Source organism: Ruegeria sp. BF12 (assembly GCF_056538705.1).
The window spans coordinates 107,891-130,787 of record NZ_JBQFTP010000005.1 but is presented as its reverse complement, the minus strand read 5'-3'; the positions used below and the strand labels follow the sequence as shown (position 1 = coordinate 130,787).

General features: G+C 56.4%; 19 protein-coding genes and 1 pseudogene. 5 read left to right on the top strand and 15 right to left on the bottom strand.

Annotation, left to right across the window (positions count from 1 at the left end; all coding sequences use genetic code 11):
* The first annotated feature begins 316 nt into the window (after positions 1 to 316).
* The 3 genes from ACR0J0_RS10365 (at position 317) to ACR0J0_RS10355 (ending at position 4,486) form a co-directional block, all read left to right on the top strand.
* Positions 317 to 2,464 carry a S8 family serine peptidase gene (locus tag ACR0J0_RS10365; RefSeq protein ID WP_480663625.1) on the top strand — a complete coding sequence of 716 codons (2,148 nt, stop codon included), beginning with the start codon at positions 317 to 319 and terminating at the stop codon, positions 2,462 to 2,464.
* A gap of 11 nt (positions 2,465 to 2,475) precedes the next feature.
* Positions 2,476 to 3,798 carry an MBL fold metallo-hydrolase gene (locus ACR0J0_RS10360; protein WP_480663623.1) on the top strand — a complete coding sequence of 441 codons (1,323 nt, stop codon included), beginning with the start codon at positions 2,476 to 2,478 and terminating at the stop codon, positions 3,796 to 3,798.
* A 259-nt stretch (positions 3,799 to 4,057) separates the two neighbouring features.
* The gene (locus tag ACR0J0_RS10355) at positions 4,058 to 4,486 is read left to right on the top strand and encodes a MarR family winged helix-turn-helix transcriptional regulator (protein WP_480663621.1); all 429 of its coding nucleotides are present in this window, start codon (positions 4,058 to 4,060) and stop codon (positions 4,484 to 4,486) included.
* A 93-nt stretch (positions 4,487 to 4,579) separates the two neighbouring features.
* Here the strand turns inward: ACR0J0_RS10355 and maiA are convergent, their stop codons facing one another.
* From maiA to ACR0J0_RS10295, 12 genes are all read right to left on the bottom strand, one after another.
* Complete coding sequence (maiA, locus tag ACR0J0_RS10350) at positions 4,580 to 5,212, bottom strand: maleylacetoacetate isomerase (RefSeq protein WP_480663619.1); 633 nt, start codon at positions 5,210 to 5,212, stop codon at positions 4,580 to 4,582.
* Between the two features lie 82 nt (positions 5,213 to 5,294).
* Positions 5,295 to 5,840, bottom strand: a complete 546-nt coding sequence (locus tag ACR0J0_RS10345) for a VOC family protein (RefSeq protein WP_480663617.1) — start codon at positions 5,838 to 5,840, stop codon at positions 5,295 to 5,297.
* 63 nt (positions 5,841 to 5,903) lie between these two features.
* Positions 5,904 to 7,220, bottom strand: coding sequence for a TRAP transporter large permease (locus tag ACR0J0_RS10340; RefSeq protein WP_480663615.1), 1,317 nt, complete (start codon positions 7,218 to 7,220; stop codon positions 5,904 to 5,906).
* Complete coding sequence (locus ACR0J0_RS10335; protein WP_480663613.1) at positions 7,217 to 7,765, bottom strand: TRAP transporter small permease; 549 nt, start codon at positions 7,763 to 7,765, stop codon at positions 7,217 to 7,219. The genes ACR0J0_RS10340 and ACR0J0_RS10335 overlap by 4 nt, the downstream gene beginning before the upstream one ends.
* A gap of 3 nt (positions 7,766 to 7,768) precedes the next feature.
* Positions 7,769 to 8,803 (bottom strand): TRAP transporter substrate-binding protein, encoded by a 1,035-nt coding sequence (locus ACR0J0_RS10330; protein WP_480663611.1) that lies wholly within the window; start codon positions 8,801 to 8,803, stop codon positions 7,769 to 7,771.
* A 17-nt stretch (positions 8,804 to 8,820) separates the two neighbouring features.
* Positions 8,821 to 9,012, bottom strand: a complete 192-nt coding sequence (locus ACR0J0_RS10325) for a DUF2783 domain-containing protein (protein ID WP_480663609.1) — start codon at positions 9,010 to 9,012, stop codon at positions 8,821 to 8,823.
* Positions 9,009 to 10,643 carry an FAD-dependent oxidoreductase gene (locus tag ACR0J0_RS10320; protein ID WP_480663607.1) on the bottom strand — a complete coding sequence of 545 codons (1,635 nt, stop codon included), beginning with the start codon at positions 10,641 to 10,643 and terminating at the stop codon, positions 9,009 to 9,011. Before ACR0J0_RS10320 ends, ACR0J0_RS10325 begins: the two co-directional genes overlap by 4 nt.
* Before the next feature lie 25 nt (positions 10,644 to 10,668).
* A complete protein-coding gene (locus ACR0J0_RS10315) occupies positions 10,669 to 11,619 on the bottom strand; it encodes an MBL fold metallo-hydrolase (RefSeq protein WP_480663605.1) in 951 nt (316 codons plus the stop codon).
* Positions 11,620 to 11,977: 358 nt separating this feature from the next.
* Positions 11,978 to 13,216, bottom strand: a complete 1,239-nt coding sequence (locus ACR0J0_RS10310) for an NAD(P)/FAD-dependent oxidoreductase (protein WP_480663603.1) — start codon at positions 13,214 to 13,216, stop codon at positions 11,978 to 11,980.
* Entirely contained in the window at positions 13,213 to 14,226 is a 1,014-nt protein-coding gene (locus ACR0J0_RS10305; RefSeq protein ID WP_480663601.1) for an Ldh family oxidoreductase, read from the bottom strand. Before ACR0J0_RS10305 ends, ACR0J0_RS10310 begins: the two co-directional genes overlap by 4 nt.
* 9 nt (positions 14,227 to 14,235) lie before the next feature.
* Positions 14,236 to 15,777 carry a trimethylamine methyltransferase family protein gene (locus ACR0J0_RS10300; RefSeq protein WP_480663599.1) on the bottom strand — a complete coding sequence of 514 codons (1,542 nt, stop codon included), beginning with the start codon at positions 15,775 to 15,777 and terminating at the stop codon, positions 14,236 to 14,238.
* Positions 15,778 to 15,791: 14 nt separating this feature from the next.
* A complete protein-coding gene (locus ACR0J0_RS10295; protein ID WP_480663597.1) occupies positions 15,792 to 18,245 on the bottom strand; it encodes a GcvT family protein in 2,454 nt (817 codons plus the stop codon).
* 176 nt (positions 18,246 to 18,421) lie between these two features.
* Between ACR0J0_RS10295 and ACR0J0_RS10290 the strand changes: the two genes are divergently transcribed.
* Together ACR0J0_RS10290 and ACR0J0_RS10285 are read left to right on the top strand one after the other, a co-directional pair.
* Positions 18,422 to 19,294: a LysR substrate-binding domain-containing protein gene (locus ACR0J0_RS10290; RefSeq protein WP_480663595.1), complete on the top strand. Its 873-nt coding sequence runs from the start codon at positions 18,422 to 18,424 to the stop codon at positions 19,292 to 19,294.
* Between the two features lie 62 nt (positions 19,295 to 19,356).
* Positions 19,357 to 20,095: pseudogene (locus ACR0J0_RS10285) on the top strand (IS5 family transposase); the annotation flags it as partial.
* On the opposite strand, the gene ACR0J0_RS10280 reads toward ACR0J0_RS10285, so the two are convergent.
* The 3 genes from ACR0J0_RS10280 to ACR0J0_RS10270 form a co-directional block, all read right to left on the bottom strand.
* Entirely contained in the window at positions 20,085 to 20,843 is a 759-nt protein-coding gene (locus tag ACR0J0_RS10280) for a glutathione S-transferase family protein (RefSeq protein WP_480663593.1), read from the bottom strand. The pseudogene ACR0J0_RS10285 and the gene ACR0J0_RS10280 sit on opposite strands and share 11 nt — an antisense overlap.
* A gap of 10 nt (positions 20,844 to 20,853) precedes the next feature.
* A complete protein-coding gene (locus ACR0J0_RS10275; protein WP_480663591.1) occupies positions 20,854 to 21,420 on the bottom strand; it encodes a hemerythrin domain-containing protein in 567 nt (188 codons plus the stop codon).
* A 382-nt stretch (positions 21,421 to 21,802) separates the two neighbouring features.
* Positions 21,803 to 22,855 (bottom strand): hypothetical protein, encoded by a 1,053-nt coding sequence (locus tag ACR0J0_RS10270; RefSeq protein WP_480663590.1) that lies wholly within the window; start codon positions 22,853 to 22,855, stop codon positions 21,803 to 21,805.
* Positions 22,856 to 22,897: the final 42 nt, after the last annotated feature.

Here is a 22,897-nt window from a genome sequence, read left to right as displayed (position 1 = left end):
TCTGTTGTAAAGCCTCCGGCGTTCCCAAAAAGGTTCAATCCCTCCGTGATACATAGGCAATGGCCCCGAAGGTACGAGTTACCGTCAGAGAACGACCAACTGCGGGTTTGTTCGGGCGTCGCTGCCCAAAAGGTTGAGAGATTGAGCAACGAATGGAACGGTTTCCTTCGGTTTCCCCGCAGCAGGGTCTCACTTGTCGACTCGATCGGGCTTGAAGATCAACTGGTGGCGCCACTTCAATTCTGAGTTGAACATGTATTTGGAGATTTTGGTAAGTCCCCCTAAACTGCAAGGAGATTTTATTGGAGATTTTTAGATGTCAGTTATCAGCAAAACCGCACACCGATTGCATCCCAGGCTGCGGGTGGTTGGAAATGGTGATGGGCCGGTAAATGCGTGCCGGGCTAAGATTTCGACACAAGTTTCCACAGGAACGTCGGTCGAATTCTCCGTCGACGATATCGAAGATGAAACGTCGATCGCCGATTTGCAGACAAGCGTTCAGACCTTCTCACGAGGTCTGGATCGCGATCTCTTGAAAAGACACGGCCTGTCAGCCCGCGAGAAGCTTGCCAAAAGACCACCTGCGGACACGTCTTACGTAAATGTACTCATTGATGTTACTTCAAACAGTCAGGACACAGACGATGCCGCGAACAAAGCGGCGGTGCAAAAAATCTCGGACCTTTGCGCGCACGCACTCGACAGACGACGCGCACCTTCGAAAGTTTCTGAAGTTATTACTCGCGGTAACCAGATTGCCGCCACGGTTCCGGTGTCCTTCCTCAGCGACCTGAGCGCCATGGATGAAGTTGCATTCGTGAATGTCACCGACCCGCTAAAACTGGATATTCCAGCTGCGATACCTTCGTCCAAACCCACAAATCGCTCAATCGGCAAAAAGTCTCTTCACAATGATGGTGAGGGCTTGCTTGTCGGAATCGTTGATGTTGGAGGATTTGATTTCGCGCATCCTGACTTTCTGGATGAAAACGGCAAAACTCGGTTTTTGCGCATCTGGGATCAGGGTGGAGAGTTCCGGGTGCCACCGGCTCAATTTGACTATGGCAGCGAATTTACCGCATCTCATCTTGATGCAGCGTTAGCAGCTTCGGGTACGTCAACTGGCTTGCCCGCAACCCTGATCGAGCGTCAATCCCAAACCAACAGATCGTCTCACGCAACCCATGTGGCGAGCATCGCGGCAGGCAATAGTGGTGTTTGCCCAAAGGCACAAATCATCGGTGTGTTGATCGATGTACCTGTTCCTGAAGGCGACTATGAACGCAGGCGCGAAACATTCGCAGAGACCAGTCGGGTCGTCCATGCGGTCGAGTACCTGCTTGATGTCGCCCGTCAGGAAGAAAAGCCGATTACCATAAATATCAGTTTGGGGACAAACGGTGGGGGTCACGACGGGCTGAGTGCCACAAGCCGCTGGCTGGACAATGCTTTGGCGCAACCGAACCGGGCGATCACACTTGCTGCGGGAAATGCCGGCCAGGAAGCTCCTCAGGAAGAAGGTGATATCAGCTGGATCATGGGGCGGATTCACTCGAACGGTCGGATCGCGTCGCGCGGTTTGGAAACTGAATTGGAGTGGATTGTCGTCGGTAACGGCATCGCGGACGTTTCCGAAAACGAATTGGAAATCTGGTATTCGCCGCAAGATCGGATGCAAGTTGAGGTGCTACCTCCGGGCGAAACGCGCTGGCTTAAAGTGAAGCCTCAGGAATTCATCGAAAACAAGCGATTGCGTGATGGCACGATGGTTTCGATCTACAATGAGCTTTTTCATCCAAGCAATGGTGAGAACTACATTGCAGTCTACCTGTCACCGCACTTGAGGCCCGGAGAAATACGAGGTGTACGGGCTGGAATCTGGCGTGTGCGGCTGATCGGCGAAGAAATCCGCAACGGTCGGTTCCATTGCTGGATTGAACGGGACGATCCGCATGAGTTTGGTGTTCAAGATGGGCAGCGAATTTTCCGGTTCCCATCCTTCTTTTCCACTTCCAGCAATGTCGACTCGCATTCGGTGTCGTCACTTGCGTGCGGACGGGCGACCATTAGCGTTTCAAACTATGATGCCGCCACAAACCGCATGAACGTAACCAGCAGTCAGGGACCGACGCGTGACAATCGCATGAAGCCCGATCTGGCGGCCCCGGGTACAAACATCGTTGCAGCAAATGGTTTTCGAAATGAGGACGATCCTCTGTGGGTGTCGCAGTCGGGAACGAGCATGGCGAGCCCCTACATAGCCGGCGTGGTTGGGCTGATGATGGCTGCGGCGGATATCCCACTGAATTCATTGCAATGCCTCGGTATTCTGCAACGCACCGCCAAACCCTTGCCTGGTGGGTCCTATGATTGGGTCAACGATGCTGGGTTTGGGCGCATCGATCCCGAAGCCGCGATCTCTGAGGCGCGCGACTTTTCGGCCCGTTTCGACAAGAGCTGAAAGGGGGCGAGATGAAACTGAGAATTTTTCAATCCGAGCACGGCGATTGCCTCCTTCTTCAGGGTGACGGCACCAATATTCTTTGTGACGGCGGCCTTGGCAAAAGTATGAAAAAGCATGTACGTCGCCCGCTGGCCGAACTTGTGGCCGAAAACGGCGGTGCGCTTGATGCCGTGTATGTGTCCCATCTGGACCAGGACCATATTCAAGGTGTTCAGTATCTTATGCGGGATGCTGTGGAATGGATGGTTTACGACTACCACCAGGCCCAGGGCAATGACGGGGTAAGGGAACCGAGAATCCCGCGGCCACCTGAAATGAAGGCGCTTTGGCATAACTCGTTCCGCGATCAGGTCGGTGAGAACGCCGGAGAGATCGGTGACCTTCTTGCCGCGGCGGTTCCGGCATTGCGAAGCACCGGAATCGACGCATTTTTGCACGAAGCGCATGAACTGCAAAACATAGCTGCGTCGATACCGCAGGCCTTGGAAGTATCGCGGTACGCGCAACCGGACTTTCTTGATATCCCCATCAATGTCCTGCCGGGCCAACTTGGACCGGGAAAACTCCTAATGCGCGGAGATGACCTTGTTCAGTTTACGATTGGCACACTCGACTTTACCCTGATCGGCCCCTCAAAACCGGCTCTAAAAAACTTGCGGGACGGTTGGAACAACTGGCTTGAAACGTCAAAGGGTGAAAGGGGTGTGCAACGCGTAAACGAACGGATACGCAAACAGCTTGATCGATTTGCCGCTGGTGAATGGAGTGGGTCTCCGTTTGATCTCTACGATTGGAACGGGATTGACGCATTCAAAGGCGTGACGGCGCCGAATGTTGCCTCTCTTGTTTTCATGGTGGAAGAAAACGGACATCGCGTTCTTTTGACGGGAGATGCGCAGCAGGACAAATTAACTGAAGATCTGGAAGCTACGGGATATCTTGAGAACGGATACTGCCATTTGAGTGTTCTCAAGGTCGCCCACCATGGGTCGGAACACAACACTGACGCAAGCTTTGCCAAAGCGGTGTCGGCTGATCATTATGTCTTTTGTGGCAACGGCGAAAACGGGAACCCCGAGCCTGAAGTTCTCAGGCACTACTACGACTCGCGAATAGGTCCCTCCTCAAAACGCGCTCTTGCGCCTGAGGCACAGGACCGGCCATTTACATTCTGGTTTTCCACCAACTCCAGCGAGTTGCCGGGGCAAAGTGATAGGCGGAAAAATTTCGAAGAAACCGAGCGCCTGGTTGCCGAAATGATCGAAGGTAGCAATGGGCAAATGCGCGCAGAGTTTGTGCGCCGTGATTACCGCACATTGACCATTACATGAAATGGAGGCCGGAGTATTTCGTTAATCCAAGCGGTTGGGCAAATCAGGTCTTTTGAGCCCCTTAGCATTGAGGGCTGAGAAGATTATTCAGGTTTTTTGAAAGGCCCAGCTTGCCCGATTGGGGCAGTAGCCCCGGCGCGAAGCAAGCATGTCAAGCCGCCGTTTAATCAAGCGGCACGTGTGGATCCCTGTTACCAACACCTAGGGCCGACGCCGTGAAACTCGTTGCACATGAAACCAAGGCGACTTATGGTTTTGTATGCAACTAGATTCCTTCTTTCCCTATCGTCTCGCTGTGGCGTCCGAAGCGTTCTCGCGAAAACTGACCGAGGTTTATCATCGTGAGTTTGGTCTGTCGCGAGAAGAGTGGCGCCTGCTTTTTTTGCTCGCCAACGCCAAAAGCCTGACCTCTTTGGAACTGACACAGCGCACGACTTTGGATAAGGTTCAGGTCAGCAGGGCGGCGCAGAGGCTTGACGATAAAGGCCTGATAACCCGAGCGACGTCTGAAGAAGATCGCCGGCTCAGGGTTTATCATTGTACTCCAGAAGGCCTTCGACAGTTCAAAAAGCTGCTCCCGCAAGTCGAAGCTTGTGCGCAAGAGATGCTGAACTCAATGTCGGCCGAAGACCGTGCGGCGCTGGACCAGGGCGTTACCGCGCTCCTCAAGGCCGCAACAGAGAACTAAAGACCTTTTCCGTTTTGCCAAAGCCAGTCTGGCGCAATTCGAACTGTCCGGTGGGGCAGGGTCGGACGGCGTAAATAGGTCATGACATTTTCTTCAGGAGGCGTCGGGTTGGTTTTCAGGACGAGCGGCGGCGAATTCAGGTAGCGCCAAAGCGTGTTCTTCAATCTCAAGAAGCCGGGCGAACGGGGTCATGTCTACGCCCCATCGATGTGCATTATACAGCTGCGCGACCAGGCAGATATCGGCAAGGTCCGGGCTGTCGCCAAAACTGAAAACGCACCCATCAAGCAAAAGCGCCTGATAGGCATGGAACCCTTCGGTCATCCAATGCCGGAACCATTCGATCCCGTCCTCGGCTGAAAGCCCGTAACGGGACTTCAGATGTGTGACGACCTTCAGATTGTTGACCGGATGAATGTCCATCGCGATGGTGTGGGCCGCAGCCCGTACCCGAGCACGCTCGAGCGGGTTTTCCGGTAGAAACGGAGGTTCGGGTATTGTGGCATCGAGGTAATCTATGATGGCAAGCGATTGGGTCAGCACTTCTCCGTTATCCAGCACCAGTGTCGGCACGCCCTTGCCGGGGTTCAGCGCAACATAGTCCGGCGCGCGCTGCTCTCCGGCAACCAGATTGATCGGTACCGTTTCGTAGGAAACACCTTTGAGATTCAGAGCGATCCGAACCCGGTAAGAGGTCGTGGAGCGCCAATAGCTGTATAGTTTCATGACTCGCTTGTTTTTTATTTACCGCTTCAGGCCCTGCGGATCGGGTGCCCCGCGCCGAAATCCATCCGACGCGGAAAGCCGTTCACGCTGTCTTGTTCAGTTCTTTCGCATGCAGCCAATCGGCATGTTTCGGAGCTTTCTTGGTCTTCGACCAATCCTCCAGCATCAGCCATTTCACTTCGTCCATGCGTTTTAACATCGCTTCCTCTTCCGGGTCCGGGCAGGCCAGTTCGATACGATGGCCGGACGGATCGAAGAAGTAGATGGAGTGGAAAATCGAATGGTCGGTCACGCCAAGCACCTCGACGCCATTGGCTTCTAGATGGTCCTTGAACTGAATTAGCGTTTCACGATCCTTCACCTTGAAGGCGATGTGCTGCACCCAAACCGGGGTGTTCGGGTCCCGGCTCATCTCTGGCTTCGTGGGCAATTCAAAGAAGGCGAGCACATTGCCGTCCCCGGCATCCAGAAACAGATGCATGTAAGGGTCAGGTTCGTGCGTTGAGGGGACATGATCCTCGGCAATGGCCAGGATGAAGTCCATATTCAGCATTTTTCCGTACCATTCGACCGTCTCTTTTGCGTCTTTGCAGCGGTAAGCGACGTGATGGATCTTCTCGATTTTCATCGGTTTCTCCTTTTCGAACATGCAGTTTCAATTGTCGAGGCGACCGAGGGCCGCCCCGATTGGTCACATCAATCCCACCAGCCATAGCGACAGTGAGGGCACGAGGATCAGCAAGGTCAGCCGCAGGACATCGGCGATCCAGAAGGGGAGTACACCGCGGAAGATGGTTCCAAGCGAGACATCCTGCAGCACGCCCTTCAAAACGAAGACGTTCATGCCGACCGGCGGTGTGATAAGGCTGATTTCCGTGGCTACGACGACCACAATGGCGAACCAGATCAGTGCGTTTTCCGGGTCCAGCAGCAGTTCGTTTGCAAACTCAAGTTCGAACATCAGCGGGTAGAAGACCGGCACCGTCAGCAAGATCATCGACAGGCTTTCCAGCACGCAGCCAAGCACCATGTAGGTGACGATGATGAACAGGATGACAGCCCAAACCGGAAGTTCGTTTTCGATGACGAAGCCCGACAGCGCATCCGGTAACCCGGCATAGTTGATGAAATTGGTGAATAGCTCGGCACCGATGATGACGGCAAAGATCATCGCGGTGGCCCGGATCGAGTCCAGCGTCGCGGTGAAAAACCCGCGCCACGTCATTGTCCGCAGCGCTAGAGCGATCAGCACCGCAGCGCCGGAACCCATCCCTGCCGCCTCGGTCGGTGTGAAGAAGCCACCATAGATACCGACCATGATGAAAAGGAACAGACCCAATACACAGAAGACGCCGATTACATCGGTCCGGCTCATGGGTTCGGTGTTTTCCTCCTCCGGAGCCAACGCGGGATTTACCCGTACGGCAACCATGACTGCGCCAAGATAAAGCAGCACGCCGATGATGCCGGGCACAATTCCAGCAATGAAAAGCTTGGCAATATTGGTTTCGGTCAACAGGCCGTAAATGATCAGGATCACCGAGGGTGGGATCAGGATGCCGAGGGTTCCGCCAGCGGCAATGGACCCCGTAGCAAGACGGTCATCGTACCCAAACCGGCGCATGGAGGGCATCGCCACTTTCGACATCGTCGCCGCCGTGGCCAGTGACGAGCCGCAGACCGCCGAGAAGCCACCGCAGGAGAAGACAGAAGCCATGGCAAGCCCGCCGCGCAATCTGCCGAAAAGCCGATCTGCGCCCGCGAACAACCCGTGGGCCACTCCAGAGCCAGCCAAAACGTTGCCCATGAAGATGAAAAGGGGAATGACAGAAAGGCTGTAGGACAGAGCCGTGTCGAAAGCCACCTGACCGGTCATTGCCCAAGCCGGTTCCCAACCGCGCATGAAGGCAAATCCGAACCCACCCACGGCCGCCATTGCAAATGCGATTGGCACACGCAGAAGGATCAGACCCAGAAGGATCGCGAAGCCGATCAGAGATTCAATCATGGCGCGCTCTCCAGGTGGTCTTTGTCAGTTTCGTGTTCGACAGGTGGTTGCAAGCCGCGCAGGAACGCGATGAAAGCCGAAATCATGCACGAGACGCCAGCCAGGTAGCCAAAGGGTGCCAGCGGAATCTCCAGCGCATTTGTCACTGCGCCGTCATGGGCTGCCTTGGCGGCATGGGTGAAAAGCCGCCAGGCGAAGGTGGCCAACAACGCTGCAGAGAACAGGCCAGCAAATGCGGCCAAAAACCGTTGTGTTTTTCGTCCAAGCGCCAGATTCAGCAGGTCTACTTCGACATGCTCGCGGCGTTCGGTCGTGAGTGGCAGGGCCAGAAAAACAAGCGCTGCCAACAGTATTTCAGTGAGTTCGAAAGCGCCAGACAGCGGCGCATTGAACAAGTATCGTCCCACCACATCCACACAGGTGATGAGAACGAGGCTGAACAGGATCAAAGCGGCTCCGACACCCAGCGACCGGTCGAGCAGCAGCCCGATGTCCAGCCCCTCTTCAGGGGGCTGGTCGGGAAAACGATGACGAAGCCGTTCCATGGATCAGAAGTCCACACCAGCTTGTTTGCGCATCTCTTCCAGAGCGGCTGCCCCGTCGTAGCCGTCAGCCGAGATGGCTTCGGACCACGCTATCTCGGCATCTGCTGCCTGGGACTTGATCGCATCAACCACTTCAGCTGGCGCTTCGTAGATCTCGATCCCGGCCTTTTCAGCTTCGGCATTGCCTTTCTCGTCGGCACCGATCCAAGCCTGACCGACCAACTCGGCAAAGGCTTCGCCGGAAATCGCTTCGATAGCCGCCTGATCTTCCTCAGAGATCTCATTCCACTTTGCCTCGTTCATGACCATGAACCAGGTTGTATTGTAGATACCACCGGGTACTTTCATAGTGTACTTGACGTCCCCGGTCAGCTTGAAGGCGGCAAGGGCGTCGAACGGGAAGGTCACGCCGTCGATCACACCGCGGGACAGTTTTTCGTAAACTTCACCCGAGGACATGAAGAGTGTCGTGGAGCCCAGACCTGACATCAGGTCCGAGATGTATCCGCCAGGCACACGGATTTTCAGACCGGAAAAGTCATCCGTCGTCTCGATTTTGCGGACATTGTTGTGCAGCATGCCGGGGCCGTGCACAAAAAGCCCGAGAAGTTTGGTGCCCTCATGTTCTTTCTGTGCTTCCAATGGACCGGAATAAACATTCCAGAACGCCTTGGAACCAGCAACGGCATCGTCCCCGATGAAAGAGAACTGGCCGATCCGCGAGCGAGTGAAACGGTCATCGGTGGTAAAGGAATGCAAGCCATAGGTAATGTCAGCAATCCCTTCGGCAGCCATGTCGTAATGCGCCGGGGGCGGGCCCATCGGCTTTGCCAGAACACGCACCGTCACACGACCATCGGTGACGTCTTCCACCTGCTTGGCCCAGGGTTTGATCGCATTCACCACGATTGGGTGGCGCGGTGGCAGCCAGCTTGAAAGCGCCAGCTTGGTTTCTGCCGCGGCAGTCGTGGCAATGGTCATGGCAGCGGTTGCTATACCCGCGAAAAGCAGGGCGTTGCCCTTCAGCTTGAGTTTCATAGTGTCCTCCCTTGGATTTACGTGATGTCTGCAGCTTTGAGCGCCTGGCTCAGAACCTCGCGGTCACCGATATGGTTAGCCAGGATCAGGATCAGCCGCGCATTAACGGCGTCGCTCTCGGCCTTGGTCTTGCCTTCATGGGTTGCCAGCAGGTCGGCGTAAAAGTCGTCGGTCCCGTCGATGTTCGACGTCAGGATCAGATCGCTCATTGGCTTGCCTCCTTCCCGGTAGCGCGGCGCAGGGCAGTGCGCATCAAATGTTCATTGAAGTTATCCCGGCGAGCCGCAACGTGTTGGTCCGGCCGGATCAGGTAGACTGCTGAATTGGCTTCGCCGAGATAGCGTTTCTTCAACTGACCGGTCGGGTCGTCTCGGGTCGAAAGCGCCAACCGGCGGGCCGTGATGCCGTCTTCCTCCAGAGTTTCGGGTGCCTCCGCATCGATCGTCAGAAGGATGAATTCATCGCCCAGCTTCGACAGCAGGAATTCGTCGCCCAGCGGCGCGTCGGGGCAGGGGGCACCGGGCTGTGTCCGCTCTGGGCCACCCGCCAGCGCATCGGCCGAATTGAGGCGCGATCCACTGTACACGCATGGAACCGAAAGCCTGCCAGAATTCACCATCGGTCGTGCGAACTCATGCTCGCCGCTCAGGCTGAGAACAGCATCGCGGAAAATCCGGCTGGTCTCAGACTTCGGGGTGATGAAATCGGTTGAGCGGGTAGAATTCAGGATATTCTCGTCCGCGCCATGGATGCGTTCGGTATTGTATGTCTCAAGCAGGCTTTCCGGCGCTTTTCCTTGCAGTACCAGCCCCAGTTTCCAACCCAGGTTGTCCACGTCCTGCATACCGGAGTTGGCGCCGCGTGCGCCAAAGGGCGAGACCTGATGCGCCGCATCACCGGCAAAGATCACCCGACCCGAGCGGAAGCTGTCCATGCGTTTGCACTGGAAGGTGTAGATCGAGGACCAGACCATCTCATAGTCGACGTCCCCCAACATCGCGTCCAAACGTCGACGGATGTTTTCCTCTTTCAATTCTTCCTTTCGGTCTACATCCCAGCCGATCTGGAAGTCGATCCGCCATACATCGTCAGGCTGTTTGTGTAGCAGAGCCGACGCGCCCGAGCCGTGGGTCGGCTCGAACCAGAACCAGCGTTCGGTGGGGAAATTCAGATTGCCCTTCAGCTTGATGTCGGCGATCAGGAAACTGTCCTGAAAGACGCGGCCGGTGAAATCCAAGCCGAGCATCCGGCGCAGCGGCGAATTGGCACCGTCGCAACCGATCAACCAGTCAGCTTCCAGCGTGTACGGCCCGTCCGGTGTCATCACCGTCAAAACGACATAATCGTCGTGCACCTGAACCGTATCCACCCGGTTCTTGCCGCGCAATTGGATCGGGGCGCCTTCGGCCTGCAGCTCGCGCAGGCGGTCGATCATGTATTGCTCGAAATAGGGTTGCTGAAGATTGATGAAGGCGGGAAATTTATGCCCGTCTTCCGGCAGCAGGTTGAACTCGAACACCTTGTCGTCACGGTGAAACACCTTGCCGAGGTTCCAAACAACGCCCTTGTCCAGCATTGGCTCGCCGCAGCCATAACGGTCAGCCACTTCCAGGCAGCGCTTTGCAAAGCAGATCGCGCGGCTACCCATGCCGATGCCTTCGTGATCGTCCAGCACCAGTACCGGAATGCCTTGGCGCCCCAGGTCCAGCGCGGTGGCGATACCAATCGGACCACCCCCCATGACCACGACCGGGTGGCGCACCGGTGCGTCGCGATCCTGATCCGGCGACTTTTCGTACGGATAGCTCTTGTAAGCCAGCGTGTAACGGTCATCGAACATTGAATAATCCCCTCCCTTCAGACGGTCAGCCCTGCAGCTGTTCCCACATTTGCAGATCTCGTTGCGCCGTCCATATGCGCGGCGTATCGATGCCGCAGGCCTCGTCATAGGCGCGGGCAACATTGAACGGCAGACAGTGTTCGTAGATCGCGTAGTCCGCGAATTTCGGGTCGCACGCGGCGCGTACGGCGTCCCAGGCATCTTTCAGGCTGCCGCCGCCGGCGGCGATGCGGGCGGCCGGGCGATAAGTGCTTTCGACGAAGTCACGGGTGGACTCGATTGCCGCTTCAACCATGTCTTTGCCGACCAACGCATCACCTCGGCCGGGTGCAATGGCGTCAACGTCGAAAGCGGCGATATTGTCGAGTGTGCCACCCCAGTCTTTGAAGTGACCGTCGCCGCAGTAGCAGGCCGAATGGTATTCGACGATGTCACCTGTAAACATGACATTCTGGTCCGGGACGTGAATAACGATATCACCGGCAGTATGAGCACGGCCAAGATGCATCAGATCCACGCGCCGGCTGCCGAGGTAAACGCTCATGCGATCTTTGAAGGTGGTGGTGGGCCAGGTCAGTCCGGGAATGCTCTCATGACCTTCGAACAGGCGGGGGAAACGCTGAAACTCACTGTCCCAATCTTCCTGACCACGCTCGACAACCTGCGCCCGAGTTGTTTCGGACATGAGAACCTGATCAGCACCATAAGCCGAAGCGCCAAGGACACGGACCGCGTGATAGTGGGTCAGTGCCAGATGTGTAATTGGTTTGTCGGTTACTTCACGGACTTTCTCGATCACCTTGCTGGCCAGACGTGGCGTCGCCTGCGCTTCGACGATCATCACGCTGTCGTCGCCGATGATCACGCCGGAATTGGGGTCCCCCTCAGCAGTAAAGGCCCAAAGCCCGTCGCCGACTTCGGTAAAGCTGATGGTCTTTTCGGTCAAATCTTCCTGAGATGCGAATGCCTTAGCCATCGTTTTCTCCAAGAGTGAATTGCTCACGCGACTCATAACGTTTCATTTGCAACGATCATCGTTGCAAATGAAACTAATGTCAATGCTGTTTCGTTTGGTGCAATTGGGGTGAGTTTCGCGCACCGAGGGCAAATCCCACCCGAAGTTTGGCTTGCGAATTCGAAAAAAAGGGCGAGCCCCGTTGTCTGCTCGTCGGTCAGCCTATCATGGCTGCTTCTGGCACTGCTCCGCTATCTTAGCCCTAAATGACGCAGTGCTGGGAAACCCAATGCACACTGTCCCTGATCAGCCCAAATTCATTGGTAGGGTGTGTTGCCCTAAGCGGGCTCTCTTGATTTCACGGTGCGTTCCCCGCGTGTCAAAACCTATCAGGCCCGTAAGGGGTCAGGTTGGTATCGGTGCTACGGTTTGCAATAATGTCAGCCACCATTCGGCCCGTTGTCGCGCCAAGCGTCAGGCCGAGTTGCCCGTGACCTGTGGCGAAAACGACATTGCCGAGGCTGCGAGGCCGCCCGATAACAGGCCGCGTGTCCGGCATGAAGGGACGGCGGCCAGCACGCCTTTCGCCGTTTTCTGTGTTGAGCCCCGGCAGCACTCGGCGCGCGCGCTCTACCAACACGTCAGCACGTCGCCAGTTGGGCTTTGCCGAGAGACTAGCGAACTCGATAGTGCCGGCGATGGCCAGTGCGTTCTCATGAGGTGTGATGCCAAAGCCGCCAGAAGGATAGAAGACGGTATGCTTCAGATCGACACCAGGCTCTGGAAGACCGGTCCAATAGCCCATCAGACCTTCCATCGGGAGCTTTACGCCCATTTCTGCAGCCAGTGCCTTAGACCCTATGCCAGCGGCAAGTACGAATTCCTCGGCCTCCAATAGATCACCATTCTGCAGCCGTACCGACTGAATCAGACCATCCGTCCGTTCAAATCCACACGCTCCCGACGCAACCACTTCGCCGCCTCGAGCCAGAAAGGCCTGATGCAGATCGCCCACCAGTCGGACGCTGTCTGCCACGAAACTCCAATCGCGTAGCACCGAGGCGTATTGAAAATCCGGTGCAATCGCAGGATCTATGTCGTGCGCTTCCGCGCCCGGAATGTCCTCGATCGTGCAGCCCAGATCGCGGGCCAGATCAAAGGCGGCGCCCATGCTTGCCTTGTCAGCGTCATTGTCAAAAAGCTTTATGATTGGTCGCTGGATGAGCATATCCTTGATGCCATATTCGGACATCTGGCTTTTGAAATCAGCTGTGGCCCGGAAAGTCACCTGCGCCAGATCGGCAGCAATGGCTCGCATTTTCGGATCGGTGGCGTTCGCAACAAAACGCAGGAACCAGGGAAGCATGCGCAGTGCTGAGGCGGGGCGCAATGCAAGGGGGGCCTCAGGGTCCATCAGCAACCCGGGGACCTTCCAAAGTAGGCCGGGCTGTGACAGCGGGACAATCTCACCAATGGCGATGCAACCGCAAGAAGCCCAGCTTGCACCCTGGCCAATCTTGTCCGGCTCAAGGACAGTAACCTGATGGCCATCCGCCTGCAGGGCCAGCGCAGCGGAAATCCCCACAACGCCGCCGCCGATTACGATGATCTTCTTCATTCAGCCCCGGCCATATCACGCAGTTGTTCAAGCAATTCGGTGCTGACGGCCACGCCATCTGTGCCAGATGCTGAACGCTTGGCCAAACGACCGTCGCCCGGTACACGGGCGCTGCCATTGCCTTCGATCTCGTCGCAGATACGGGTGACATAGTCACTAAAACCTGCGTTGCCGAACTTTGTCGGATCAATCGCAATCAGTGTCGCGCCGCCCTTGATGTTGAGCGCGCCGTGGGCCTCACGATCTTCGTTGTCGACCGAAAGCGCCCCGCCGGCCAAAGCTGCGCCCAGTATTTCAACAAGCAACGCTATGGCGCTGCCTTTGTGGGCGCCAAACGGCAGGAGGCTTTTGGTCTCCAGGATCGCATTCGGATCATTGGTGGGGTTGCCGTCACGATCAAGGCCGCCATCCACGCCCAAATCGTGGCCTTCAGCAGCGGCCATGCGAACGTCCATCAGCGCGACAACTGAAGACGCCTGATCCCAGACAATGGGCGCTTTACCATCGCGTGGACACGCAAAGGACATCGGATTTGTGCCAAAGACAGGCTTGGTGCCGCCATGTGGAACAACCATCGACAGCGAATTGACCACGCCAAGTGCCACAAGCCCGGCCTCGGCCAGTGGTTCGGTGTCAAAGCGCAGGCCGCCAAGGTGATGGCAGTTGGCGCAAGCGAAGGCGGCGATACCATTCTGGCGTGCCATCGCGATCAGCTGTTCGCGGGCCTGTTCGGCGGCGATCTGGAAATAGCCGTTATCGCCATCCCCGCGCAGAACGCCGGGCGCTGTTTCGGTAACGGACGGAGTGGCGTCGGGGTTCGCGTAGCCCGAGGAGAAGCTTTGTACATAGACGGGCAGCATCCGCAATCCATGGCTACGGGGGCCGTCGCGCTCGGATTTGTAGACCAGCTCTGCCAGAACATCGCTGCCGCTGTCATTCATGCCGGCATTGGTCAGTATGGCTTTGGCCAGGGCTCTGACCTCATCAAGCGAGATTGCCGTCGTTTCCATTTGGTCCTCCTAAGCGCTGATGCGTTCGTTGTACGCTTGCTTTCTGTTTGCCACAAACTCATCAAGCGCGCCGCGAATGTCATCAGGCATAGAAGGCTGAATATAGTTGGCAAGCATGGTGCGTGCGGCTTCGCGGCCAACTTCATCCGCGTTCCTGGCTCCTTCCAGCTCCCATTGTTCAAAGCTGTCGTTGTTTTGCAGCGGGTTCATCACCATCGGGTTTTCGCGCGTATGATCCGTGCCAAGGAAATGCCCACCGGGACCAATACGAGAAACATCCTCCAGGATGTCGTTCAGGTTTTCTGTTTTCAGACCAGAGAAGAAACGGTGATAGCCTTCGAGTTGGTAGCTGTCGTGGATCCATTTTGAATAGCTGACACCAAGCGCGCCTTCGACGAAGCCTGCAGAATGAACCACAAAGTTGCAGCCGCCCAGCAGCACAGGCCACATGGTATTTGCGCTGTCGAATGCGGCCTGAAGGTCGGGCGATTTGGAACCGGACCACATCGTGCAGGAACGCCAGGGTACGCCATAGAATCGCGCCATCTGGCCAACAAGCAGGTTCATCAACCCCGGCTCTGGCGAGCCCATCATTGGCGCGCCGGTTTTCATCGACACGCCCATGATTGCCACACCCAAAACCATCGGAGCGCCGCGGCGAATGATCTGCGAATAAGCCATACCTGCGAGGCTTTCGGCAATCAGCAGGGCGACGCCGCCTATGGGGCTGGCGGGGGTCGAAGCGCCTGCGAGCACAAAGGGTGACAACAGGCAAGGCTGGTTTGCGCGCGCATAGACTCTCAGGCTTTGCAACATCGTATCGTCCCACACCAGTGGCGTATTGCAGTTCAAAAGTGCCGCGACGACGACATTTTCATCAACAAACTGCTCACCATGGACGATACGCAGCATGTCCATCGTCTCGCGGGCAGCTGTTTCGGAGAGGACCGAGCCTTTGATGGGTTTGTCCGTCAGCGTCAGTGCGGCGTGCACCAGATCCAAATGGCGCAGCGGTACCTGCACATCTTGCGGCTCTGCCGGGAGAATACCGGGGACATGCATGCTCTGACTCATCTGCGCCAGTTTGAAGAAGTTGTGCGCGTCCTCCAGCGTCGAGGGCCGCCGAACCCCGTCGAGCCCATAGACAAAAGGCGCACCATAAGCATTGGCAAAGACGGTGTCCCGCCCGCCGACGCGGGCCGAACGTTCGGGATTGCGGGCGTGATAATCCCAGTCCTTGGGCACGGAAGAAATCAGGTCCATCAGCATCTCGCGGCCGATCCGCACCCGCTGATTTTCGACATCTGCACCTGCGCGTTTCCAGTCTGCCAGCGCCACCGGATCCCGAAACTCGATCCCGGTCGTTTCCAGAATTGTCATTGCTGCGTTGTGTATTTCTTCAACACCCTCGGGGCCGAGCAGATCAATTGGTCCAACCTTCCTATGCAGGGTGGAAAGATACACCGGTGGGGGGTTGGTTCGTGCCGATACCCGCGCAGCCCGTCCTCCGGAGCGGCTGCTGCGCCGCGACTTTGTCTGTCCTTCGCTCATTGCCTGTCCTCTGCTCATGCACGCGCCCGGGCGCTGGTCGGGTCATAGGCGCAGATGTCGATCACCTCGCCATCGCGCAGTTCATTGTGAATCTTCACCTGCAGTTTGGTGCCCGGCTCCATGAGCTCTTGCGGCACCAGCGCCATCGCGATGTCATGCTGGCAGTGATAGGAGAAGCCGCCCGAAGTCACGCGGCCGACAATCTGGCCATCCTTGTACACAGCTTCATAGGCAATGACCGATGTATCGCAGAACGGCAGCTTGATGGTGACAAGCGAGTTGTAGTTGCCTTGAGATTTCTGCTTCAGCAAAGCCTCTTTACCGATGAATTCGCGCTCGCGCTCAACTCCCTGCACCTTCTCAGTGAAGGCTACAAAGCGATCCAGGCCTGCCTCGAAAGGTGTCATGTCCTTGCAAATCTCGCGATTGATCGCGCGATAGGACTTGTCCAGGCGCATGGACTCGAGCGCCAGTGCGCCGAAGGGTTTGACACCCGCTTTAAGCAGTTGGTCTACGATGTGGCGGTTGTAATTCACCGGATGGTGCAACTCCCAACCAAGCTCGCCGGTGTAACTGACGCGCAAGAGCCGCACGCCTTTGGCATAGCCCACTTCACCCATTTGCGCCGAAAGCCATGGGAAACCTTCGTTCGACAGGTCGTTGTCCGTCAGCTTTTGCAGTATTTCGCGGGATTTAGGACCAGCAAGGGCAACAACGCCGAGCTGCTCGGAAATATCTTCCATGACGACAGAGCCGTCCTGCGGCAACTGTTTGCTCAGAGTATCCCAGTTGTAGACCTGCCCGTTCGGGGTCGAGACGAGATAAAACTCGTCCTCCGCATCCCGTACGATGGTGTATTCGGCGTCCATACCGCCTTTGGCGTTCAGCATCAGAGACAGCGTCATCCGCCCGACCTTAGGCAGCTTGTTTGCCATCAACCTATCAAGCCATGCGGCGGCGCCCGGTCCCTTAACGGTAAATTTCGTCATGGGCGACATTTCGATAAAGCCCGCCTCTTCACGTGTGGCTCGGACCTCTTCTGTCACATGGTCCCAGGCGTAGGTTTGGCGGAAACTGTGGACAGGGATCGCCTCTTCGGGGGAAGGCGCAAACCATTTGGGGAATTCGTAACCGTTGTAAATCGTCCAGACCGCGCCCTCAGCTGTTAGAAGATCGTAAGAGCCAACCGTGCGCATGGGCCGAGCGGAATAGCGGTCTTCGCCCGGAATATGCGCTTCCATATGCGTGCCCCATGTCTCGCGGACCTTGTCCATGGTCCAGCGCTTTGAGGCGTAGTCACCAAACCGGCGCGGATCGAGTTCTGACATATCAATCGCAGGTTGGCCGTCGAGGATCCACTGGGCGAGTTGATTGCCAACAGTGCCGCCCCAAAGGATGCCACCGGGCATGCCTTCTGCCAGCCAGAGATTGTCATGCCCCGGCGCTGGGCCTGCAAGGGGTAACTCATCCGGCGTCATCTGAAACGGGCCTCTGGTATTGGCTTTGATGCCAACTTCGCCCAGCACTGGTACCCGCTCGATTGCACGCTCCCATTGGGTTTCAACAGCGTCGAAATCCTCGGGCAACAAATCCGCGCCGAACTGGGGGGGGACGCGGTCTTCGGCAAATAGCTTCAGGTCTTTCTCGAATTCATAGGGTCCGAACTGAATACCGCCCGTGTCTTCGCGCAGATAGGCACCATAGTCCTCGTCCCGCAAAATGGGATACTCCGGAAAGCCCTTCTTCTTGCGTTCAATCAGTTGAGGAACTGTTTCCGTGGTCCAGTACTGGTGAACGATCGGGATACAAGGCAGGTCCAGCCCCACGCGGCGCGCGTTTTCGCGAGCATAGTTTCCGGTGGCGAAAACAAGATGCTCGCAGGTGATCTCGCCTTGATTGGTGACCACTTTCCAATGTCCGTTCGGCAGCTTCTTGTAACTTTGCGCCTCGGTGTTCTGATACACTTTCGCGCCCGCATCCCGCGCCAGTTTTGCCATGGCTTGCGTGATGTCCGCAGGGTTCACATAGCCGTCTTCGGTGTGCAGGATACCGCCTTTAATGTTTTCATTCTGATTGAGAAGTGGGTGTACTTCGGCAATTTCTTCTGGTGTCAGCAGCCTGCAAGGCACACCTGCGGCCTCTGCCACCGACAGGTAGCTTTGAAACTCGTCCCAACGTTCCGGCGTGTTTGCCACGCGCAGCTGCCCGACTTTGCGCAGTCCGACTGACGTGCCCAGTTTTTCCTCAACTTCTGAATAAATGCGGATTGTCTCCAATGTCATCTTAGAGACGTTGTGTGAGCGCACGAAGGTCACCAGCAAGCCCGCAGCGTGCCACGTTGATCCGGCGGTTAGCTGTGTGCGTTCCAGCATCACCGCATCGGTGCAACCGTGCTCTGTGAGCCCATAGAGAATGGACGCTCCGACACATCCGCCGCCAACGACAACTACCTTTGCATGGGACTTCATTGGACACTCTCCGATTCTGTGCTGACTTGTCGAGACTAATGGTCGTTAAACTGCCGGATTGCCGTCCTTTCAATTGCAATAAAATTTTCTTTGGATTAGGTGTAGTAATCCGAATCTCGACGGGGATTGTGGTTTTTATCCTTGTTGAACTCGTCACAACTGAATGGATTTTACCCGTGTCTGGCTATTCCCATCTGCCGATGCGCGCCCTGATCAGCTTTGAAGCGGCTGCACGACATGAAAGTTTCAAGGGTGCTGCGGCCGAACTCAATGTCACCCCGGCCGCCATCAGTCACCAGATCAAAGCGCTTGAACGTGAGGTGCGTGGAAACCTATTTCAACGATTGCACCGTCGCGTTGAGCTGACAGAAAAGGGCGCGTATCTGCTAGTTGCCATTCAGGGTGGGTTGGATCAGGTCAGTCAGGCCATGGATCAGTTGAAGTCTCGCCAAAGCCGTAGTGCTGTCACGATCCACTCCACTACTGCTGTAAGTTCTCTCTGGTTGACTCCCCGACTTGCGGAGTTCTGGAAGTCAAACCCTGATGTCTCTGTCTCGCAGGTGGTCAGTGACACGGATCGAAACGAAGGAACCTGTGATCTGAGTATCCATTACGGTGATATGTCCAGCGAAAGCGCTCAGTGCAGGCGGCTTTTCAATGACCGGATCAGTGCTTTGGCCAGCCCGGAGTTTGCCCGTAAGCATCCGGTTTTTTCGGTGTCCGATCTGGCTTCGGTGCCCCTCATTCAACTTCGCCGGGCGGAAAACCATTGGACCACTTGGGAACAGTGGGCCGAAGCGCTGGGCTATTGCGGACCGTTGCGGATGTCGCATTTCGTAAACAATTATGTCATCGCTCTGCAGGCCGCGCGCGATGGGATGGGTGCAGTTCTGGGTTGGGAGGGGTTGACGGCCGGCCTCACTGAAGCCGGCACCTTGGTCCGTTTGCTGCCCGAGACCCTATTGTCGCCATTGGATTTCTATGTCGCGCGTCACAACCACGATTCAAGTCAGGTGGATCGGGTGATCGAGTGGCTTTCGAATAACTAGCGTCATGACCCATTGATTTCCGTTTTGCGGCGTGATTCACGGTTCAAAAACGAGCGGTGAACATGTCTGATCTCTTCTGGCTTACGGATGCGCAAATGGCGCGTCTGGAGCCCTTCTTCCCGAAGCCCCACGGCAAGCCGCGCGTCGATGACAGGCGTGTGGTGAGCGGGATTATCTTCATCAATCGCAATGGTTTGCGGTGGCGGGATGCCCCTGCTGCCCATGGACCGCACAAGACGCTGTACCATCGATGGAAACGGTGGAGCGACAAGGGCATCTTCGCGCGAATGATGGCTGGCCTGGCCGCCGGGCACGGCGAACAGAAGACTGTGATGATCGCGCGACCTGTCTGAAGGCTCACCGGACAGCGACCAGCATGGGCGTCAAAAAGGGGGGCGTGGACGCCTGATTGGCCGAACCAAGGGCGGCATGAACACCAAACTGCACGCCATCTGCGACAGTCAGGGACGCACGCTGAACCTGTTGATAACCGCCGACTACATCGGTGCTCGGGCTCTGTTCAGCGGCATACCGAATGTCGATTGGCTACTCGGAGATCGCGGATACGATGCCGATTGGTTCCGAGAAGCGCTACAAGACAAAGGGATACGCGCTTAAATCCCCGGGCGGAAGCAGCGCAAGACAACGGTGAAGTACGACAAGCGCCGATACAAACGCCGCAACCGGATCGAGATCATGTTTGGCAGGCTCAAGGATTGGCGCCGCGTGGCAGCCCGGTACGACAGGTGCCCGAAGGTCTTCCTCGCAGCAATCGCCCTCGCAGTTCTCGTCATCTATTGGCGATCAGTCCTGACCCTAGAAATGGGCGTTCATCACTGGCAAGACGCGTTTCAAGCTGGGCCAGTGCTTCAAAGTAATTTTTGAACGCTTTGGCATATATTGCCTGATCTGAAGAAAAACCTGCTTTGTAAGCGCCATTGTTAATATTGATGTAAATCAGCTCGTTCAATTCGTCGATTTCACCCCGAAGCTCCGGCTCGTCGGGGTACAACTTTTGCTGTTCAGAAACGCTGCGCGAACTACCCAGTTCCGCTGCGTGTTGGTCGAGCATCCGAATGATCTCTGCGCTTTCGTTGTTAACGATGCGGTTCGTCTTTTTGTCGTAGAGTACAGGCACCGATCGTTCGTCCGCTCCTTCGGCCCGATAGATTTCCCGCACCAGTTTAAAGCCCTGACCCGTGCCGGTTTCAGCCGTACACTCCGATAAGGGATTGCCAGTCAGCGATGCCACTTGTTCGGGCGCAAACTGCCAGTGATTGGGGCCGTCAGGATGGTCTTCGCCCGTACGGTTTGGAAAGGCCACGTCCATCGAGATGCTACCCTGCAACCCCAACAAATTGCGTGCCAAAATTACACGATGGCACCAAGGACAGTTCAAGGCGACAAACAAGTGATAACGGTTTGGTTCAGCCGGGAAATCCGGATCGCCAATCGAATGCCGAAAACCGCTGACGCCGCGCACGAATTCTCCTCGTGCGCGGCGAGTTTCCGCGTTTGACTGATCTTCCTGTTTAGAATGGTCGGTCATTCGGGTGGCCTTACCCTCTCAGGCGGTGATGGAGGATGATCGGAACGGCAAGTTCCTCTTCATCGCTCAGGTGGCGTTGTAGAAAGGCCTCGATGGCCTCAGAGGTATCGCGCAATGCCCCCACTTCCGAGCGGGCCTGAGACTCGTCCAGATGAATGAGCTTTATCACACGATTGGCCGTCCGGGTGTATTGGTCAAGCACCAGATCCAGATCAGCGTGGTCCTTTTCCAACACTTCTAACCCGGCATCAAAGCGGGAATCCGCGGCAGAAAGCTCGGGGAAGTAGCTGCGATCTTCCCACCCATGATGTCCATGCAGATTCCCGACGAGGGCGTTGCCATAATAGGACAGGCGCGCTGCGTACTCATCTGGCGACACGTCCTTTTCCAGGTAATCCTCTGCATCCGCCCGAACCAGTTCGGCAAGGCGCCGGAACATCTGGTGCGCACCCAGCCAGTGACGCGTTTTCTCCTTGAAGCCGGGGTGAGCGTCCCAGCTGTCACGAGGATACTTGTCGAGCAAGATCTGCATCTCACTCGGCATGTCTGCGGTGCGGATATTGTAAGTATCAAGCATGAGCTTACTCCTTTCCGCAGTAATTTGTGTGCCATGATTTCAATCTGTTAGGCACAGGAATGCACAGGTGATGTCCATCTTTGCACACCATCAGAACCGCAGCCAATCAGTTCAACTCCAACTCCTTGTCAGGGCCTGAAGCAAGCAACAAAAAATTTTCCTTTCGGTCACCTGTGGCGGGCAGTCGACCATTAAGGTGAGGTGCTGAACGCTGTGGTGACCAAAGGCCTAAAGGACAGCGTCATTGGCCAAACAGAGACGAGTTCGAATTCGTCTGACGGCACCGCCACTCACACCATTTTCGACACATCTGCGTTTTCATCTTGTCCATAAACTGCGGCGCAGTTCCGTGGGGTTGATACATCCGGAACCCGTCAATCAATTACTCCGGATTGAGGAAGATTGCGTCAAATCGAATGCGTCGGATCTTTCCGCAGTCCCCGGCGATTTCAAGATAATCACCGTTCAGGCTTAGCGATTGAATGGCAGACCCTGTCGGCCACGTTATTGCGCCGATGGCATGTGTGACGATGGAAGGGGCGTCTAGCGAAAGGTTCAGAGCACCCGGACCGGAGAGTTCTGCATCGCGATTTGATCCCAGAACATGCGCGGCCGCGCCTTCTTCGATGCCCAGGCATCCGAAATGGCGACCGGACCAGGGCGGATAATCTCGACCTCCGTTGGAATGCCACAACATCGTCATGGGTAGTGAGGCAGACTGCTTCAGCGACAGAAAAAGGTCGCCCTCGACCGGTCGGGTCACGGCGGTCCACCCTAGTCGGTATCCTGGGGCATCGATTCCGACTACGAAATCCTCGTGCTTGGGAAACCAGGGGTAACGTGTCAGGTCCGTGGTTCCGTCAATCGATGGGAACCGCGTCGGATCGCTGCTGGATGCTGGATAGATCAATCCTGACCGGCCTCGGGCAGGATCGCTCTCTAGGGGCATCGGCGAGGTCTGCCAACCGGATTTGGGCGATGTCCGAATGATGCCGCCGTTCGGCAGAGACAGGTTTGCATGGTTGGCGACAGGGATTTGTCCGTTGCCGCCGTTGAATGTATGCCGCTGATAGACAAACGGGTGCTCAGGGCAAAGCCAAAGCTCTTTGACCAACTCAGCGTTGTTCACGCGACGGTCCAGCCGCGCGGACAGGTAGCCGGTTGAGGTGCTGGTGACAGACCATGGCGCGTTTGCCGGCCAACCATGCAGCGGAGCGCCGTCTTTTTCCTGCCCGAATGGGGCACAGAAAAAATCTCCGCCGAGTGTATACATGTGCGGTGCAAGACCTTTGGGAAGGACTTCGTCCGTTCCAACCCACGGTGCCCGATGCATAGGAGAAATCTCTGTGTCGCCGTCAGCGACGGTGAAGCTTTCGATCAGGCCGGTTTGGGGGTCGAACGACAGTTGGATGCCGTCTGCTGACAGGTGGAACATGTTTTCTGGCCTTCCGTCAACGAGAGCGCGCTTTCAAGGTTA